General features: G+C 70.5%; 16 protein-coding genes. 6 read left to right on the top strand and 10 right to left on the bottom strand.

The features are described 5' to 3' along the window. Positions 1-162 precede the first annotated feature (162 nt). The 7 genes from SNOUR_RS12685 to SNOUR_RS12715 form a co-directional block, all read right to left on the bottom strand. Positions 163-885, bottom strand: coding sequence for a DUF4232 domain-containing protein (locus SNOUR_RS12685; RefSeq protein WP_067346562.1), 723 nt, complete (start codon positions 883-885; stop codon positions 163-165). A 181-nt stretch (positions 886-1,066) separates the two neighbouring features. Continuing rightward, a complete protein-coding gene (locus SNOUR_RS12690; protein ID WP_067346564.1) occupies positions 1,067-2,494 on the bottom strand; it encodes an NAD(P)/FAD-dependent oxidoreductase in 1,428 nt (475 codons plus the stop codon). A 14-nt stretch (positions 2,495-2,508) separates the two neighbouring features. Continuing rightward, positions 2,509-3,387 carry an ABC transporter permease gene (locus SNOUR_RS12695; protein ID WP_067346566.1) on the bottom strand — a complete coding sequence of 293 codons (879 nt, stop codon included), beginning with the start codon at positions 3,385-3,387 and terminating at the stop codon, positions 2,509-2,511. After that, a complete protein-coding gene (locus SNOUR_RS12700; RefSeq protein ID WP_067346568.1) occupies positions 3,387-4,325 on the bottom strand; it encodes an ABC transporter permease in 939 nt (312 codons plus the stop codon). The genes SNOUR_RS12695 and SNOUR_RS12700 overlap by 1 nt, the downstream gene beginning before the upstream one ends. Continuing rightward, positions 4,322-5,488: an ABC transporter ATP-binding protein gene (locus SNOUR_RS12705; protein WP_067346569.1), complete on the bottom strand. Its 1,167-nt coding sequence runs from the start codon at positions 5,486-5,488 to the stop codon at positions 4,322-4,324. The genes SNOUR_RS12700 and SNOUR_RS12705 overlap by 4 nt, the downstream gene beginning before the upstream one ends. 79 nt (positions 5,489-5,567) lie before the next feature. Continuing rightward, positions 5,568-6,842 (bottom strand): ABC transporter substrate-binding protein, encoded by a 1,275-nt coding sequence (locus tag SNOUR_RS12710; protein WP_067346571.1) that lies wholly within the window; start codon positions 6,840-6,842, stop codon positions 5,568-5,570. Positions 6,843-6,954: 112 nt separating this feature from the next. Further along, positions 6,955-8,472, bottom strand: a complete 1,518-nt coding sequence (locus SNOUR_RS12715) for a gamma-aminobutyraldehyde dehydrogenase (RefSeq protein ID WP_067346573.1) — start codon at positions 8,470-8,472, stop codon at positions 6,955-6,957. Positions 8,473-8,673: 201 nt separating this feature from the next. Between SNOUR_RS12715 and ybiA the strand changes: the two genes are divergently transcribed. Then, positions 8,674-9,294, top strand: a complete 621-nt coding sequence (gene ybiA, locus SNOUR_RS12720; protein ID WP_067346574.1) for a riboflavin biosynthesis intermediates N-glycosidase — start codon at positions 8,674-8,676, stop codon at positions 9,292-9,294. Positions 9,295-9,458: 164 nt separating this feature from the next. Beyond that, positions 9,459-10,481 carry an adenosine deaminase gene (locus SNOUR_RS12725; protein WP_067346576.1) on the top strand — a complete coding sequence of 341 codons (1,023 nt, stop codon included), beginning with the start codon at positions 9,459-9,461 and terminating at the stop codon, positions 10,479-10,481. 328 nt (positions 10,482-10,809) lie between these two features. Here SNOUR_RS12725 and SNOUR_RS12730 read toward each other — a convergent pair whose 3' ends face one another. The 3 genes from SNOUR_RS12730 to SNOUR_RS12740 all read right to left on the bottom strand — a co-directional run bounded on the left by SNOUR_RS12730 (position 10,810) and on the right by SNOUR_RS12740 (position 14,306). Beyond that, positions 10,810-11,436, bottom strand: a complete 627-nt coding sequence (locus tag SNOUR_RS12730) for an HXXEE domain-containing protein (RefSeq protein WP_079142569.1) — start codon at positions 11,434-11,436, stop codon at positions 10,810-10,812. Between the two features lie 99 nt (positions 11,437-11,535). Continuing rightward, positions 11,536-12,717 (bottom strand): polyamine ABC transporter substrate-binding protein, encoded by a 1,182-nt coding sequence (locus tag SNOUR_RS12735; protein WP_067346578.1) that lies wholly within the window; start codon positions 12,715-12,717, stop codon positions 11,536-11,538. 134 nt (positions 12,718-12,851) lie between these two features. Then, entirely contained in the window at positions 12,852-14,306 is a 1,455-nt protein-coding gene (locus tag SNOUR_RS12740) for a gamma-aminobutyraldehyde dehydrogenase (RefSeq protein WP_067346580.1), read from the bottom strand. Between the two features lie 180 nt (positions 14,307-14,486). Between SNOUR_RS12740 and SNOUR_RS12745 the strand changes: the two genes are divergently transcribed. From SNOUR_RS12745 to SNOUR_RS12760, 4 genes are all read left to right on the top strand, one after another. Next, positions 14,487-14,960, top strand: coding sequence for an Lrp/AsnC family transcriptional regulator (locus SNOUR_RS12745; RefSeq protein WP_039640768.1), 474 nt, complete (start codon positions 14,487-14,489; stop codon positions 14,958-14,960). Between the two features lie 2 nt (positions 14,961-14,962). After that, positions 14,963-16,324, top strand: a complete 1,362-nt coding sequence (locus tag SNOUR_RS12750; RefSeq protein ID WP_067346582.1) for an aspartate aminotransferase family protein — start codon at positions 14,963-14,965, stop codon at positions 16,322-16,324. 241 nt (positions 16,325-16,565) lie between these two features. Next, a complete protein-coding gene (locus SNOUR_RS12755) occupies positions 16,566-17,306 on the top strand; it encodes an ABC transporter ATP-binding protein (RefSeq protein ID WP_067346584.1) in 741 nt (246 codons plus the stop codon). After that, entirely contained in the window at positions 17,288-18,463 is a 1,176-nt protein-coding gene (locus SNOUR_RS12760) for a hypothetical protein (protein WP_067346585.1), read from the top strand. Before SNOUR_RS12755 ends, SNOUR_RS12760 begins: the two co-directional genes overlap by 19 nt. Positions 18,464-18,683: the final 220 nt, after the last annotated feature.

Below are 18,683 nucleotides of genomic sequence, written 5' to 3' on the forward strand. Positions count from 1 at the left end.
CCGACCGCCCGCCCCTCTACCCGCCGTACCCGACGCACACGACGCACACGACGCACACGACGCACACGACGCACACGACGCAACCCCACCTCGGACGATCACCTGACGCACCGCCGCCTCGCCTCAGCTCGCCTCTCCGCGCGGGCGATCGCCGCGCGTCGGCTACGGCACGTTGACGGGGTTGACGAAGGTGCCCGGGTGGGTGGCGCCGGACTGGTCCAGGATGGCGCCGCCGAAGGGCCACTGGAGCTGGAAGTGCTTCTTCTCGTTCGGCGGGGTGATCAGCACCTGGCCGGGCTCGACCTTCTTGTCGTCGGCGCGGGTGCTGGGCAGCAGGGCGAGGGTGAACGTGGTGTGCGCGTTCGGCTTCAGCACCTTCGACTCCGGCTTCTTGGCCGAGCGTTGGAGGTCCCAGGTGGTGCCGTCGGTGCCCTTGATCTGGACGCCGGGGAAGCCGGAGATGCTGCACGGGGTGCCGCTGATGTTCTTCAGCCACACCGCGGCGGTCTGCTGCTGGTCGCTCTTCATGTCCGGCACGCCGCCGCCCTCCGAGCCCCAGCCGGCCTGCAGCCCGTCGGTGGTGCAGTGGCCGAGCCGGTCGCCGGACTGCCCCTTGTGGCCGCCGTGTCCGCCGCTGCCGCCCGTACCGCCGGTGCCGTGCGCGGAGGCGGTGGACGCATCGCCCGACCCGGCGGTGGTGCCGGCGGAGCCCTGGGAGCCGGTGCTGCCGTCCTGGGAGCCGGGGGCCGTGGCGGAGACGGACGAGGCCGGGGCGGCGTCGGAGCCGCCGGTGCCGTTGCAGGCGGTGAGGCCGAGCGCGGCGGTGGCGATCAGGCCGGCGACGACGGCGGTGCGGCCCCGGCGGAGCGTGCTGCGGTGCGACATGGTGGGTGTCCCCCTCGTGGTCGGGTGGGCGGTCTTCCGCCGCACCACCAATCTGCCCAGGGCGACTGTTGATCCACTAACGGTTGGCTAACGCCGTCCGGGCCCGGACGATCCGACCCGTCCGGGGGCGGGCGGCCGCGCGGGCCGCCCGCCCCCGGACGGGCGTCGTAGGCTCGGCGGATCAGCTGTCGAAGCCCAGGCCGACCTTGTCCATGGCCTTGAGCCACAGGTTGCGCCGGCCGCCGTTCTCGTCGGCGCGGGTCATGGACCACTGGGTGATGCCGATGCCCAGCGAGCGCACCGGCTCGGGCGGGAACGGCAGCGGCTTGCTCCGCACCATCTCCAGCTCGGTCCGCTCGGTGCGCTCCCCCGACAGCAGGTCCAGCATCACCTCCGCGCCGAAGCGGGTGGCGCCGACGCCGAGCCCGGTGTAGCCGAGCGCGTACGCGGTCCGGCCGCCGTGGGCGGTGCCGAAGAAGGCCGAGAAGCGGGAGCAGGTGTCGATCGCGCCGCCCCAGGTGTGCGTGAAGCGGATGCCCTCCAGCTGGGGGAAGCAGGTGAAGAAGTGCTCGGCCAGCTTGCGGTAGGTGTCCGGGTGGTGGTCGTACTCGGCCCGGACGCCGCCGCCGTAGTGGTAGATGATGTCGTAGCCGCCCCACAGGATGCGGTTGTCGGCGGTGATGCGGAAGTAGTGGAAGTGGTTGGCGCTGTCGCTCAGGCCGGGGCGGTTCTTCCAGCCGATGGCGGCGAGCTGCTGCTCGGTGAGCGGCTCGGTCATCAGGGCGTAGTCGTAGACCGGCGCGACGAACGGGCGGAGCCGCTTGACCAGCGACGGGAAGGCGTTGGTGGCCAGCGCCGCGTGCCGGGCGAAGACCCGGCCGTAGGGGGTGCGGACCGCGATGCCCGCGCCGCGCGAGGACAGTTGGGTGCCGGGGGTGTGCTCGTAGATCCGCACGCCCAGGGAACGGCAGGCCCGCTTCAGGCCCCAGGCGAGCTTGGCCGGGTGCACCATGGCGACGCCGGTGCGGTCCCACAGGCCGGCCAGGAAGGTGGGCGAGGCGACCTCGGCGCGGACCGCGTCGCGGTCGAGGAACTCGTAGCCGGTCAGGCCCAGTTGCTCGGCTTCCTCGGCCATCTCGTGGAGTTCGGCGACCTGGTGCGGGGCGGTGGCGACGTCGATCTCGCCGGTGCGCTCGAAGTCGCAGTCGATGCCGTGGCGGGCGACCGCGTCCTCGATGGCGTCGAGGTTGCGGGCGCCCAACTCCTCCAGCCTGGTCAGTTCGTCGGGCCAACGGGCCAGTCCGTTGCCCAGCCCGTGGGTGAGGGAGGCGGCGCAGAAGCCGCCGTTGCGGCCGGAGGCGGCCCAGCCGACCTCCTGGCCCTCGATGAGGACGACGTCACGCTGCGGGTCGCGCTCCTTGGCGAGCAGCGCGGTCCACAGTCCTGAGTACCCGCCGCCGACGACCAGCAGGTCGCAGTGCTCGTCGCCGACGAGGGCGGGCTCGGTGTCCGGCCGGGCCGGGTCCTCCAGCCAGAACGGCGTGAGGGCGGCGTCGGCCAGCGCATGGACGGGGGAGACCCCCGAGGTCTTCATGGCAGCTCGTGCCATGGTTCTCAGCTCCTCTAGCTGCGTTTACTGCGCTTACGTCGGTTCCCGGCCAGTTGGCCGGCGAACACGCAGAGCACGGCGACCAGGAACATCGCCGTACCGATGACATTGATTTGAACGGGTGTGCCCCGCTGTGCCGATCCCCAGACGAACATGGGGAAGGTCACGGTGGAGCCGGCGTTGAAGTTCGTGATGATGAAGTCGTCGAAGGAGAGCGCGAAGGAGAGCAGCGCGCCGGCGGCGATGCCGGGCGCGGCGATCGGCAGCGTCACCCGCAGGAAGGTCTGCACCGGTGTGGCGTAGAGGTCCTGGGCGGCCTGTTCGAGCCGCGGGTCCATGCTCATCACGCGGGCCTTGACGGCGGTGACGACGAAGCTCAGGCAGAACATGATGTGCGCGATCAGGATCGTCCAGAAGCCGAACTGGATGCCCATGTTGAGGAAGAGGGTCGCCAGGGAGGCGGCCATGACGACCTCGGGCATCGCCATCGGCAGGAAGATCAGGGTGTTGACGGCCGCGCGGGCCCGGAAGCGGTAGCGGGCCAGCGCGAACGCGATCATGGTGCCGAGGACGGTCGCACCGACGGTGGCCCAGACGGCTATCTCCAGGCTCAGCCCGAGCGAGCCGCACATGTCGGCGACGCCGCACGGATCGGTCCAGGCGTCGGTGGAGAACCGCGTCCACTGGTAGTTGAAGCGCCCGTTGGGCTTGTTGAAGGAGAAGACCATCACCACGACGTTGGGCAGGACCAGGTAGGCCAGCGTGGCCAGTCCCGCCAGGGTGACGAGGTTGCGGCGCAGCCAGCGCAGGCCCTTGCCGGAGGTGCGCCGGGGCGCCGGGGCGGTGGCCGTGGTTGCGGCCGGGTCCTTCGCGGGGGTGTCGGTTGCCGCCATCAGACCAGATCCTCCGTCCCGGACTTGCGGATGTAGATCGTGACCATGGCGAGGATGGCCGCCATGAGGATGAAGGAGAGCGCGGCGGCGGTCGGGTAGTCCAGAACCCGCAGGAACTGCGACTGGATGACGTTGCCGATCATCTTCTGGTCGGTGGATCCCAGCAACTCGGCGTTGATGTAGTCGCCGGCGGCCGGGATGAAGGTCAGCAGGGTGCCGGCGACGACGCCGGGCATGGACAGCGGGAAGGTGACCCGGCGGAAGGTGGTGGCCGGGCGGGCGTAGAGGTCGCCGGCGGCCTCGTGCAGCCGAGGGTCGATGCGCTCCAGCGAGGTGTACAGGGGCAGCACCATGAACGGCAGGAAGTTGTAGGTCAGACCGCAGACCACGGCCAGCGGGGTGGCCAGTACCCGGTGCCCTTCGGTGATGCCGAGGGCACTGGTGACGTCCAGGAGGTGCAGCGCGTTGAGCGCGCCGACCACTGGGCCGCCGTCGGCCAGGATCGTCTTCCAGGCCAGGGTGCGGATCAGGAAGCTGGTGAAGAACGGGGCGATGACGAGGATCATCACGAGGTTGCGCCAGCGGCCCGCCTTGAAGGCGATCAGATACGCCAGGGGGTAGCCGAGCAGCAGGCAGAGCACGGTGGCGATCGCCGCGTAGCCGACCGAGCGGACGAACTGCGGCCAGTATTCGGCCAGCGCGTCCCAGTAGGTGGCGAAGTGCCAGGTGACCTTGAAGCCCTCTTCGAGGGAGCCGGTCTGGAGGGAGGTCGACGCCTGGTAGACGAGCGGGGCGGCGAAGAAGACGACCAGCCAGAGGATGCCGGGGAGCAGCAGCCAGTAGGGGACCAGGCGCTTGCGGGTGGGCGTCCTGCGGATCGGCAGCGCCTCGTCGCCGGTCTGCTCGTCCGGTGGTGCGGGGGTGGCGGTGGCGGTCATGCGGCCTCCTCGTCGAGGTCCGCGCCCGCCTGGATGTCCTGTGCCGCGTCGAGCCCGAAGGTGTGCTCCGGCTCCCAGTGCAGGACGATGTCGGCGCCGGGGACCAGGCGGCCGTCCCGCCCGATGTTCTGCTCGTAGACGGAGAGTTCACCGACGCCGGGGACGTCCACGACGTACTGGGTGGAGACGCCGATGAAGCTGGCGAGCTTCACGCGGCCGGCCATCCGGTTGTGCCCCTCGGGGATCGCCGCGGCGTCGTCGGCGTGCGCCAGGACGACCTTCTCCGGGCGGAAGCCGGCCAGCACCTTGTCGCCCTTGCGGGCCGGGGTGCTACATCGCCGGGTGGGAAGCCGGAGCGTGGCGCCGCCGGCCGTCAGGACGAGTTCCGTGCCGCCGGCCTCGGTGACCTCGGCCTCGATGAGGTTGGAGGTGCCCAGGAAGTTGGCGACGAAGGTGGTGGCGGGGTTCTCGTACAACTCGGCGGGGGCGCCGAGCTGTTCGACCCGGCCGCCGTTCATCACGGCCACGGTGTCGGCCATCGTCATGGCCTCCTCCTGGTCGTGGGTGACGTGCACGAAGGTGATGCCGACCTCGGTCTGGATACGCTTGAGCTCCAGCTGCATCTGGCGGCGCAGCTTGAGGTCGAGGGCGCCCAGCGGTTCGTCCAGCAGCAGCACCTCGGGGTGGTTGATCAGCGCGCGGGCGACCGCGACCCGCTGCTGCTGGCCGCCGGAGAGCTGCTGCGGCTTGCGGCGCGCCATCGGGCCGAGCTGGACCAGGTCGAGCATCTCCTCGACCTGCTTCTTGACGGACTTGATGCCGCGGCGGCGCAGCCCGAAGGCGACGTTCTCGTAGATGTCCAGGTGCGGGAAGAGCGCGTAGTTCTGGAAGACGGTGTTGACCTGGCGCTTGTAGGGCGGCAGGGCGGTGACGTCCTGGCCGGCGAGTTCGACCGTCCCGGTGGTGGGCTCCTCCAGGCCGGCGATCATGCGCAGGGTGGTGGTCTTGCCGCAGCCGGAGGCGCCCAGCAGCGCGAAGAAGGACCCGGCGGGGATGGTGAGGTCGAGCGGGTGGACGGCGGTGAAGGAGCCGTAGGTTTTGCTGATCCGGTGCAGGCGGACGTCGCCGCCGCTGCTGCTCTGGGGGGTCGAGGTGGTGGTCATATGGGTCGTCCCGTGGGTCGTAAGGGGGCAGAACGGCTCGGGCGGGCCCGGTGTGCGGCCGGGCGCCGTCGGGACCGGCTCAGGCACCGGTGAGGTCGGAGAACTTCTGGTTGAACACCCTGTTCTCCTGAGGGTTCAGGGCGCGGAAGGAGTGCGACCGGGCAGTCATCTCCTCGTCCGGCAGGATCAGCGGGTTCTCCGCCAACTTCCGGTCGATCCTGGCGAGTTCCGCGCGCACCCCGTCGACGGGGCAGGCGTAGTTGATGTACGCGGCGAGCCGGGCCGCCACCTTCGGCTCGTAGAAGTAGTCGATGAGCCGTTCGGCGTTCCCCTTGTGGCGGGCTTTGCTGGGCACCATCAAGTTGTCGGTGGAGGTCATGTAGCCGGCCTTGGGGACGGCGTAGCGGATGTCGGGGTTGTCGCTCTGCAGTTGGACGACGTCCCCGGACCAGGCGACGCACGCGGCGAGGTCGCCCTTGTCCAGGTCGTTGGTGTAGTCGTTGCCGGTGAAGCGGCGGATCTGCTGGGAGTCGACGCCCTTCTGGAGGCGGGCGAGCGCGGCGTCGTAGTCGTCGGCGGTGACGTCCTCGGGCCGTTTGCCCATGTCGAGCAGGGTCAGCCCGACGGTGTCGCGCATCTCGGAGAGGAAGCCGACCCGCCCCTTGAGCTGCGGGTCCTCCAGCAGCTGACTGATCGAGTCGACGCTCCGACCGCCGGTGGCCCTGGCGTTGTAGGCGATGATCGCGGGGATGCTCTGCCAGACGTAGGAGTGCTTGCGGCCCGGGTCCCAGGTGGGGTTGCGGAACTGCGCCGCGAGGTTGGCCCGGGCGTGCGGCAGGCGGTCCGCGTCGAGCGGCTGGATCCAGCCCAGCGAGATCATCCGGGCGCACATCCAGTCGGTGAGGACGATCAGGTCGCGCCCGGTGTCCTGGCCGTTGGCGAGCTGCGCCTGGATCTTGCCGAAGAACTCGTCGTTGTCGTTGATGTCCTCGGTGTACGTCACGGCGATGCCGGTGCGCCGCTGGAAGGCATCCAGCGTGGGGTGGCGCCTGCCGTCGTCGCTGACGTCCATGTACTCGGTCCAGTTGGAGAAGTTCAGCCGCTTCTCCGCCGTGGAGTGGTCCGCGGTCAGTGCCGCGTCGGTGCGGCCGGCGGGGGCGATGCCGCAGGCCGACAGGGCCGCCGAGCCGCCGACCACGGCCGCCAGGGCCCCGCCGGCCCGGAGCAGCGAGCGGCGGGTCATGGCGAGCCGGCCGGTGGTCAGGCTGCGGCGCAGGGCGGTGAGCTCGGCCGTCGAGAAGGGGGCGTGGGGGGCCGATGGTGCCGCGGGGGCGGGCTGCTCGTGGTGCTCCATGCGCGTGGCCTTTCAGGGGTGTGCCCGGCGTGCGGCCGGTGGTGACGGTGGTGCGCGGCCCCGGCCGCGGGCGGGTGGGACGCCCGCGGGAGGGGCGCCCCCTCGGGCGGGGTCAGCCGCGGTCCCCGAAGATCGTCCGGTGCCAGTCCTTCCTGGCGACCCCGGTGATGTCATACATCACGTGCTTGACCTGCGTGTATTCCTCGAAGGAGTACGCCGACATGTCCTTGCCGAAGCCGGACGCCTTGGCACCGCCGTGCGGCATCTCGCTGATGATCGGGATGTGGTCGTTGATCCAGACGCAGCCGGCGTTGAGCTCGCGGGTGGCCCGGCCGGTGCGGTAGACGTCCCGGCTCCAGGCGGACGCGGCCAGCCCGTAGGGGGTGTCGTTGGCCAGCGCCAGGCCCTCGTCGTCGCTGTCGAAGGGCAGCACGACCAGCACCGGGCCGAAGATCTCGGACTGGACGATCTCGCTGTCCTGGGCGGCGCCGGCGATCAGCGTCGGCCGGTAGTAGGCGCCCTTGGCCAGCTCCCCCTGGGGCGCCCCGCCGCCGGTGACCACGGTGGCGTAGCCGCGGGCCCGCTCGACGAACCCGGCCACCCGGTCCCGCTGGGCGTGCGAGATCAGGGGCCCGAGGTCGGTGGACGGGTCGAACGGGTCGCCCAGCCGCACGGTCGCCATCAGGTCCGCCACGCCGCTGACGAACGCGTCGTAGAGCGGACGCTGGACGTAGGCGCGGGTGGCCGCGGTGCAGTCCTGGCCCGTATTGATCAGGGCGCCGGCGACCGCCCCGTGGACCGCGGCCTCCAGGTCGGCGTCGTCGAAGACCACGAACGGGGCCTTGCCGCCGAGTTCCAGGTGGAGCCGCTTGACGGTGCCGGTGGCGATCTCGGCGACCCGCTTGCCGACGGCGGTGGAACCGGTGAAGGAGGTCATGGCGACGTCGGGGTGGCCCACCAGGTGCTCACCGGCGTCCCGGCCGGCGCCGGAGACGATGTTGAGGACGCCGTCGGGAAGCCCGGCGCGCTGCGCGGCCCGCGCGAACAGCAGCGAGGTCAGCGGGGTGATCTCGGCGGGCTTGAGGACGATGGTGTTGCCCGCGGCGATGGCCGGCAGCACCTTCCAGGCGGCCATCTGGAGCGGGTAGTTCCAGGGCGCGATGGAACCCACCACGCCGACCGGTTCCCGGCGGATCATCGAGGTGTGGTCGCCGCTGTATTCCGCGGCCGCCTTGCCCTCCAGATGGCGGGCGGCGCCGGCGAAGAACGCGGCGTTGTCGATCGTGCCCGGGACGTCGAACTCCTTGCTGAGCTTGATGGGCTTTCCGCAGTTCAGGGATTCGGCGGCGGCGAGGTCCGCGGCGTCCTCGGCGAGCGCCGCGGCGAAGTGGTGCAGGGTGTCGGAACGCTCACCGGGCGTCGCCCCGGCCCAGGCCGGGAAGGCCCGCGCGGCAGCCGCCACCGCGGCGTCCACATCGCCGGTACCTGCGAGTTCGTACCGCAGGACGGTCTCGCCGGTGGCCGGGTCGACGACGTCCTGGGTGCGGTCGGAGGTGCCGCTCCGAAGACTCCCGGCGATGAATTGCGCGCCCTCGGCGAATCGTTCGGTCACTTCGGATCGCTGGTCCATGGTGCTCTCCTCCGCCGGGCGCCGGGGCCGCTCAGGGCACTACCAGGCGTAGCTATTACCGGAATCGATGGCCGATCCTGACAGAGCAGAAGGCGACCAACAAGTGATTCCGTTGTTGCCTTTTGGTTACGCAACGAATTCTGCGAATTCAGTGGCCCGGGCCCCCGACACGTTGTCAGTGCCCGCTGACAGAATCCCGGCATGATGCACGACAACACGGGGACCACCGCCGCTCGCGCCGCCGACGGACCGCGCTCGGTGACGGAGCTGATCGCACTGACCGCCACCGGCCAGCGGGTCAAGTACGTCCACTTCTGGGGGCATCGTCCGCCCCGCGGCGGCGGCATCGGAGCGAGCTGTTTCAGCCAGTGGTGGCCCTCCCCCTTCACCGTCGACGACGTCCGCTACGCCACCGCCGAGCACTGGATGATGGCCGGCAAGGCCCGGCTGTTCGACGACGCGGACGCCGAGCGCCGGGCCCTCGCCGCCACCCACCCCAAGCAGGCCAAGGACGCCGGGCGAACGGTCCGCGGCTTCGACGAGGAGGTCTGGCGGCAGCACCGCTTCGACCTGATCGTCGAGGGCAGTCGGCACAAATTCGGCCAGGATCCGGAGCTGCGGGAGTTCCTGCTGGGCACCGGCTCCCGCGTTCTGGTGGAGGCCAGCCCCGTGGACCGGATATGGGGCATCGGCATGGCCGCCGACGACGACCGCGCCGCGGATCCGGCACGCTGGCGCGGACTGAACCTCCTGGGCTTCGCCCTGATGGAGGCCCGCCAGCAGCTGTCGGAGGGGGACGCCGGCCGGGCTGTCCAGGGGTGAGGCACGGCGGCGGGCCGGCACGGGTCGCCGCGGCCGGGCCGAGCTCCCCGCACGGGGCTCCCCCACCGGCCCCACGACCGTCCGGGCCCCCGCCCTACGATGACCACACCGCATCGTCCGCCCCGCGCACCCCACCCCCGCGCACCCTCACCCAGGAGGAACCGTTGTCCGACCTCGACACCTTCATCGCGGGCCTGCCCAAGGCGGAGCTGCACGTCCACCACGTCGGCTCGGCCTCGCCGCGGATCGTCTCCGCGCTGGCCGCCCGGCACCCCGACTCCGCGGTGCCCAGCGACCCCGAGGCGCTCGCCGACTACTTCACCTTCCGCGACTTCGCCCACTTCATCGAGGTCTACCTCTCCGTCGTGGACCTGATCCGCGACGCCGAGGACGTCCGGCTGCTGACGTACGAGGTCGCCCGCGACATGGCCCGCCAGCAGATCCGCTACGCCGAGCTCACCATCACGCCGTTCAGCTCGGTCCGCCGCGGCATCCCGGACGCCGCCTTCATCGAGGCCATCGAGGACGCCCGGAAGGCGGCCGAGTCCGAGCTGGGCGTGGTGCTGCGCTGGTGCTTCGACATCCCCGGCGAGGCGGGCCTGGAGGCCGCCGAGGAGACCGCCCGGATCGCCTGTGAGCTGCAGCCCGAGGGCCTGGTCTCGTTCGGGCTGGGCGGCCCCGAGATCGGCGTCCCGCGGCCCCAGTTCAAGCCGTACTTCGACCGGGCCATCGCCGCCGGGCTGCGCTCCGTCCCGCACGCCGGCGAGACCACCGGCCCCGGCACCATCTGGGACGCCCTGACCTCCCTGCGCGCCGAGCGGATCGGCCACGGCACCAGCGCCACCCAGGACCCGAAGCTGCTGGCCCATCTCGCCGAGCACCGCATCCCGTTGGAGGTCTGCCCGACCTCCAACATCGCCACCCGCGCGGTGCGCACCCTGGAGGAGCACCCGATCAAGGAGATGGTCGACGCCGGCGTCCTGGTCACCATCAACAGCGACGACCCTCCGATGTTCGGCACCGACCTCAACACCGAATACGCCGTCGCCGCCCGTCTGCTGGGCCTGGACGCCGCGGGGGTCGCCGCCCTCGCCAAGAACGCGGTCACCGCGTCGTTCATGGACGACCTGGCCAAGGCGCGGCTGGCGGCCGAGATCGACGCCTACGCGGCGGGCTGGCGCGCCTGACCGGCCTCCGGCCGCCCCCGGAAGGAGACCGAAACCACCGGCATCCGGGGCGACCGGGACAGCCGGGCGGCGGCCGGGGCGGCCGGGTGACTGGGCGACAACCCGGGTGGCTGAGTGGCGGCCGCCCGCGGCACGCACCGCCTCGGAACGGGAACTCCCGCTTTCCACTTGCCGGTTGGCGAGTGCCGGTCGGCGGGTTTCGGTCGGCGGTCGGCGGTCGGCGGTCGGCGGTCGGCGGTCGGCGGTCGGCGGTCGGCCTATGTTCGGCGGCGACGGTGGCTCAGCCGCGCACCTGCCCCACCGCGGGCCGGACCGCCCCCGGCCGCCCTCACTCCGTGACCAGTCGCCGCGCCACGGTGTGCGAGACGACGGTGGCGGCGGCCGCGGCGGCGATCCCCCGTACCGCGCTGCCCGGGGTCGTCAGCCGCAGCCGACCGGCCCGCCGCAGCCGACCGCGGGCCCAGAGCGTGAACGGGATCACGAGCACCGGCGAGGTGGCGACCCCGGGCGTGTAGCCGCGGACCACGGCGGCCTGCGCGAGGTGCATCAGACCGTGCAGCCCGAAGCCGTCCAGCGTGGCCTGGAAGAACGCGGACCGGCCGCCGGTGCGGTACCCACTGGCCGCCGCCGCGGCCACGATGCCCGCCATCACCGTCACCGCGACGGCGAACTCCCGCTCGGTGACGCCCTCCACGGCCCGCCAGACGCGCTCGGGCACCTGCGGGAACCGCCTGCGCAGCGCCGGTACGTTCTCCCGCACCCAGCGCGGCCCGAAGGCCACCTCCTCGGAGTCGTGCAACGCCCAGGCGGCGAACAGCCCCAGGGTCACGGCCGGCGATATCCGGCCCCCGGACGACGCGCACGACTCGGACGCCCCACACGGCCCGGACAGCCCGGACAGCCCGGACAGCCCGAACGACTCCGGGAGCTTCGACTGCATCGCAGAGATCGACATAACCGCCAAGTCTGGCAGGCCAGTTGATCACCTCGACCACCGCCCCACCCCGACCACGGCCCCCACCAGCCGCTACAGCCGCTACAGCCGCTACAGCCGCTACAGCCCCACGATCCCGTTCCACTCCTTGGCGAACTCGGGCCGCTCCTTGGCCGTGACGTCCCGCGCGATGGCCAGCCGCTTGCGCATCGCCTCGTTGGGGAAGATCAGTGGATCCGCGGCCAGTTGGGCCTTTTCCTTGTCCTTGGACGAGGCGAGCACCTCACGCGCGGCCGGCACCGGGCAGACGTAGTTGACCCACGCGGCCAGTTCGGCGGCGACCTCCGGCTGGTAGTAGTAGTCGATCAGCCGCTCGGCGTTCCGCTTGTGGGCCGCGAGGTTGGGGATCATCATGCTCTCCGCCCACAGCTCCGCACCCTCCTCGGGGACCACGAACTCGATGTCCGGGTTGTCCGCCTTCAGCTGGATCACATCGCCGGAGTACGCCTGCGCGGCGAGCACATCGCCGGAGTCCAGGTCCTTGATGTAGTCGTTGCCGGTGAACCGGCGGATGTGGCCCTTGTGGACCAGGGCGCGCACCTGGTCGATCATCCGGTGGAAGTCGGCGGCGGTCCAGCGGGTGATGTCCACGCCGTTGCCCTGGAGCAGCATGGCGAACGCCTCGTCCATCCCCGACAGCAGGGTGACCCGGCCGCGCAGGTCGTCCCTCCACAGGTCGGAGGTGTGCTTGATCTCCCGACCCAGCTTCTTGCGGTTGTAGGCGATGCCGGTGATCCCCGACTGCCAGGGCACCGAGTGCGTGCGGCCGGGGTCGAAGTGCGGATCGCGCAGCAGCGGATCGAGGTACCGGGCGACGTTCGGCTGGGCCGCGCGGTCCATCGTCTCGACCCAACCCAGCCGGACGTACCGGGCGCACATCCAGTCGCTGATGACGACCAGGTCGCGCCCAGTGGCCTGGTGGTTCATCAGCGCGGGGCTGATCTTCCCGAAGAACTCGTCGTTGTCGTTGATCTCCTCGGTGTACGTCACGGAGATCCCGGTGCGCTTCTGGAACGCGTCCAGCGTGGGGCGGCGCTGCGGGTCGTGGTCGTCGACGTCGATGTAGAGCGGCCAGTTGGCGAAGACCAGCCTGCGCTCGCGGGCGGAGCGGTCCGGGGCCTCGCGGTCGGCGGCCTCGACGTACGCCGGCGGCACCCCGCATCCCGTCATGGCGGCCAGCGCCCCGGTCACACCGATTCCGCCCATGCCCCGAAGCAGCGAACGCCGCGAAAGATCAGCCATGGCGAGCACTCTCACGTGCCGCGGGCGGAGGCGGCAAGAGACAGAGCGTCCATTGCCGGGCCTCCGCCCGCGACGGTGTGTCGAGCGTTCCGTGCCGCTCGACGGTGGGGATCCCCCGGTGGGTGCCGGTCGACTCAGCCGCCCAGCGAGGTCATCACGTGCTTGATCCGGGTGTAGTCGTCGAAACCGTAGGCGGACAGGTCCTTGCCGTAGCCGGACTTCTTGAAGCCGCCGTGCGGCATCTCGGCGACCAGCGGGATGTGGGTGTTGATCCACACGCAGCCGAAGTCGAGGGCCTTGGACATCCGCATCGCGCGGGCGTGGTCCTTGGTCCACACCGAGGAGGCCAGGGCGTACTCGACACCGTTGGCCCACTCCACCGCCTGCTTCTCGTCGGCGAAGGACTGCACGGTGATGACCGGGCCGAAGACCTCGTTCTGGACGATCTCGTCGTCCTGCTTCAGGCCCGAGACGACGGTCGGGGCGAAGAAGTAGCCCTTCTCGCCGACCTGTTCGCCGCCGGCCTCGATCTTGGCGTGCGCGGGCAGCCGCTCGATGAAGCCCTTGACCTGCTTGAGCTGGTTGGCGTTGTTCAGCGGGCCGTAGAGCACGTCCTCGTCGTCGATCGCACCGGTCTTGGTCTCCGAGGCGGCCTTGGCCAGCGCGGCGACGAACTCGTCGTGGATGGACTCCTGGACGAGCACACGGGTGGCGGCCGTACAGTCCTGGCCGGCGTTGAAGTAGCCGGCGGTGGCGATGTCCTCGACGGCCTTGGCGATGTCGGTGTCCTCGAAGACCACGACCGGGGCCTTGCCGCCGAGCTCCAGGTGGACCCGCTTGAGGTCCTTGGACGCGGACTCGGCGACCTGCATGCCGGCGCGCACCGAGCCGGTGATCGAGGCCATCGCCGGGACCTTGTGCTCGACCATCAGGCGGCCGGTCTCCCGGTCGCCGCAGATGACGTTGAACACGCCGCGGGAGTGGCCCAGTTCGTCCAGGACGCCACCGATGATCTCGGCGATCAGCACCGTCGAGGCGGGGGTGGTGTCGGAGGGCTTGATGACCACGGTGTTGCCCGCGGCGAGCGCCGGGGCGAACTTCCACACGGCCATCATCATCGGGTAGTTCCAGGGCGCGACCTGGGCGCAGACACCCACCGGCTCACGACGGATGATGGAGGTGAAGCCGTCCATGTACTCGCCGGCCGAGCGGCCTTCGAGCATCCGGGCGGCACCCGCGAAGAAGCGGATCTGGTCCACCATCGGCGGGATCTCCTCGGAGCGGACCAGGGCGATCGGTTTGCCGCAGTTCTCGGACTCGGCGGCGATCAGCTCCTCGGCGCGCTCCTCGAAGCGGTCGGCGATCTTGAGCAGGACCTTCTGGCGCTCGGCCGGGATCAGGTCGCGCCAGGCGGGGAACGCGGCTTCCGCGGCCGCCATGGCCGCGTCCACGTCCGCGGCGCCGGAGAGCGGGGCGGTGGCGTACGGCTCGCCCGTGGCCGGGTTGACCACCTCCGTGGTCCGCCCGTCGGCGGCGTCCCGGAACTCCCCGTCGATGTAGTTGCGCAGACGACGCAGTGCGGTGGTCACTGTGCGCCCCCTTCAATGTCAGATGTCCGGTGGTTGCGACCCCACACTATCCGCGGGGGCCACGTTTTCAACACACCCACACGGCTCGAACAACGAAATCAGTGAAATCTTCCTCGATCAACAACTGATTTCATCGATTTGGGGTTGCCATACCGTCGAACCTCGTGCACAGTGAAGGACGTGGCCACTCGTGACAGAAACGGCACTCCGTCGATCGACTCCGTCTCCCTGGCGATCATCGAGCAGCTCCAGGAGGACGGGCGCCGTCCGTACGCCGCGATCGGCAAGGCCGTGGGCCTGTCCGAGGCGGCAGTGCGGCAGCGCGTACAGAAGCTGCTCGACCAAGGCGTGATGCAGATCGTCGCGGTCACCGACCCCCTCACGGTCGGTCTCCGCCGGCAGGCAATGGTCGGCATCAACGTCGAGGGCGACCTCGACCCCGTGGCCGACGCCCTGACGACCATGGAGGAGGTCGAATACGTCGTCATGACGGCAGGCTCCTTCGATCTCATCATCGAGATCGTCTGCGAGGACGACGACCACCTTCTGGAAATGATCAACAAGCGGATCCGCACGCTTCCCGGCGTCCGATCCACCGAGAGCTTCGTGTACCTCAAGCTCCGGAAGCAGACCTACACCTGGGGAACGAGATAGCAATGAGCGCCGACCTCTCCAAGACGGCGTACGACCACCTGTGGATGCACTTCACCCGCATGTCGTCGTACGAGAACGCCCCCGTGCCCACGATCGTGCGCGGCGAGGGCACCAACATCTACGACGACAAGGGCAAGCGCTACATCGACGGCCTCGCCGGCCTCTTCGTGGTCAACGCCGGCCATGGCCGGGTCGAGCTCGCCGAGACCGCCTACAAGCAGGCCCAGGAGCTGGCCTTCTTCCCCGTGTGGTCCTACGCCCACCCCAAGGCCGTGGAGCTTGCCGAGCGCCTGGCGAACTACGCCCCGGGCGACCTGAACAAGGTCTTCTTCACCACCGGTGGCGGCGAGGCGGTCGAGACCGCCTGGAAGCTCGCCAAGCAGTACTTCAAGCTCACCGGCAAGCCGATGAAGCACAAGGTCATATCCCGTGCGGTCGCCTACCACGGCACCCCGCAGGGCGCCCTGTCGATCACCGGCCTGCCGGGCCTGAAGGCCCCCTTCGAGCCGCTGGTCCCCGGCGCGCACAAGGTCCCGAACACCAACATCTACCGCGCCCCGATCCACGGCGACGACCCCGAGGCCTTCGGCCGCTGGGCCGCCGACCAGATCGAGCAGCAGATCCTCTTCGAGGGCCCGGAGACCGTCGCCGCGGTCTTCCTGGAGCCGGTGCAGAACGCCGGTGGCTGCTTCCCGCCGCCCCCCGGCTACTTCCGTCGGGTCCGCGAGATCTGCGACCAGTACGACGTGCTGCTCGTCTCCGACGAAGTCATCTGCGCCTTCGGCCGCCTCGGCACGATGTTCGCCTGTGACAAGTTCGACTACGTCCCGGACATGATCACCTGCGCCAAGGGCATGACCTCGGGCTACTCCCCGATCGGCGCCTGCATCATCTCCGACCGCCTCGCCGAGCCGTTCTACAAGGGAGACAACACCTTCCTGCACGGCTACACCTTCGGTGGCCACCCGGTCTCCTCGGCCGTGGCGCTCGCGAACTTCGACATCTTCGAGCGCGAGGGCCTCAACCAGCACGTGCTCAACAACGAGGGCAACTTCCTCAGCACCCTGCAGAAGCTGCACGACCTGCCGATCGTCGGCGACGTCCGCGGCAACGGCTTCTTCTACGGCATCGAGCTCGTGAAGGACAAGGCCACCAAGGAGTCCTTCAACGACGAGGAGACCGAGCGCGTCCTCTACGGCTTCCTCTCCAAGGCCCTGTACGACAACGGCCTCTACTGCCGCGCCGACGACCGTGGCGACCCGGTCATCCAGCTGGCCCCGCCGCTGATCGCAGACCAGCCGGTCTTCGACGAGATCGAGCAGATCCTGCGCTCCGTCCTCACCGAGGCGTGGACCAAGCTCTGATCATCGCGTCACCTCCTGGTGCGCCAGGGGACAGCTGAACAACTGAACACCAGTGCACAACTGCACATCCGACGGCCTGGATTCGCTCGTTCCCATCCATACGAGTGAATCTGGGCCGTTGTGGCTGCCGAGCCACAAATGACCGAGGATGCGATTCCTTACCGTGCTGGTGACCGATACCCTCCGTGGTCGTTCCCCCCGCCGGGGGAAGCGAGCAGCGAAACAAGCGAGAGGTGTGCAGATGGTGGCCCCGCCTGACAACGACGTTCTCCGGGCCCACGGCCTGCACCACACACACGGCGCCACCGTCGCCCTCACCGATGTCTCGCTCGATGTCCGCGAGGGCGAGATCTTTGCCGTCTCCGGCCCCCGCGGCAGCGGCAAGACCACGCTCCTCAAATGTCTGTCCGGACAACTCGTCCCGACCGAGGGCGAGATCTGGTTCAACGGCGCCCCCGTCCACACCCTCTCCTCTCCCAGCCGCGAACGGCTGCGTCTCGACCGGTTCGGCTGGATCGACACCGAACCCCACCTCGTCCCCGAACTCAGCGCCTGGGAGAACGCCGCCCTCCCGCTCCTGCTGCGCGGCGCCGGCCACCGCGCGGCCAAGCACACCGCCATCGAGTGGCTGGAACGCCTCGACGTGGGCATGTGCGCCCGCCGCCGCCCCGGCCGGCTCGACCAGTCCCAGCGCCAGCGCGTCGCCATCGCCCGCGCCCTGGTCACCACCCCGCAGGTGCTCTTCGCCGACGAACCCACGGCTCCCCTGCACAGCGCCGACGGCACCCAGGTACTGCGCACCCTGACCACCGCGGCCCGCTCGCACCACATCACCGTTGTCCTGGCGACCTACGACCCCAAGGTCGCCGCCCTCGCCGACCGGACCATCGCGCTGCTGGACGGCCACCGCTCGGGCGCCGTTCCCGAGACCGCCGGCGCCTCCGATGAGGAAAGCAGGGCAGCGTGCTCGCTCTCCGTCTAGCCCGCGGCACCCACCCCCTCGTCCTGCTGCGCCGTCTCCTCGTCACCGCCGCCGCGGCCGGCACCGGCTTCCTGGTGCTGGCCGCCCTGGGCCACGCCGCCGCCCACCCCGCCACGGCCGGCGACTCCCTGGCCCGGCTCCTGTGGTGCGCCGCCCCGCTCGCCGCCACCGCCCAACTCGCGGTGTCCGTGGCCCGTACGGACCCGGCCGCCCGGTTGCAGCGCGGCATGGCCGCCGCCGGCCTCGGCCCGTTCCGGCTCACCCTGCTCGCCGCAACCTCCACCGCCCTCTTCTGCGCCCTCGGCGTCCTCCTCTCGCTCATCGTCTTCCTCGCCCTCCGCGGCGACCTTGGCACCGCCGCCTCCGGCACCGGCTCCCGCGCCATCGACTCCGGTCTGCTCGGCGCCGGTCACCCGCTGCCGTGGATCGGCGCCCTCATGTTGATCTCCGTCATCCCGCTGACCGCAGCCGTGGCCACCGCCTTCTCGCTCCGGCCCCGCACCGAAGCGGGCGCCGTCGACACCGACACTCCTTCGACCACCGAAGCCCCCTCAGGTCTCCCCTGGGGTGTCGCCCTGGCCGCGGCGGGTCTGGCCATCGAGGCGTACACCAGCCCCGCCGCAGGCACCGCCGGCGGACTGCTGCCCCTCTCCGGTCGGCTGATCGGCAGCCCGCCGGGCGTCCTGGCCGGCTGGGCCCTCGCCGCCATCGGTCTCGTACTGGCCGGCCCCGGCCTGGTCTATCTGTCCGGCCAACTGCTGTGTGCAGGCCGTCCCGGCGCACTGCGCCTGCTGTCCGGGCGCGTCCTCCAGGAGGAGTCGCACCGGCTGGGGCGACCCCTCGGCGTCCTCTGTGCGGTCGCCTCCGGCGTCTACGCCGCCGGCGTGCTGCACCAAGCCGCTCCTTCCCGTCCTCTCGGTCCGTTCACCGCGATCGGCGCGGCGGTCGTCCTTGCCTGCGTCACCGTCAGCGCGTTGAGCTCCGCCCTCGAATCCCGGGCGGCCCGCGCCCGCAGCACGGCGACCCTGCGCCGGCTGGGCGCATCCGCCTTCGTCCTCCACCGCGCCACAGCCCTCCGCGTCACAACCCTCGTGCTCGTCCTCGGCCCCCTGACCTGGACCGTCGCCGAGATGGCCACGCTTCCGCTGGTGCATTGAGTTGCGGCGTGTAGAGCGCGGGCGCGCCGGCTCGCATGCGTTGCATTTGGGTTGGGCAGCTGCTGACACACGGGTGTGTGCGCAGGCCGCTGATGTCTGCGGCGGTGTCCCGTGTAGCAGTGTTCCTCCAACTCGACGTTCTCCTTCAGGCGACATTCCTTGAGGCGCTGTTCCTTGAGGCGGTGCGTCTTTGAGGCGGTATTTGTCGAGGTCGTATTTG

It is taken from the genome of Streptomyces noursei ATCC 11455 (genome assembly GCF_001704275.1).
GTDB lineage: Bacteria > Actinomycetota > Actinomycetes > Streptomycetales > Streptomycetaceae > Streptomyces > Streptomyces noursei.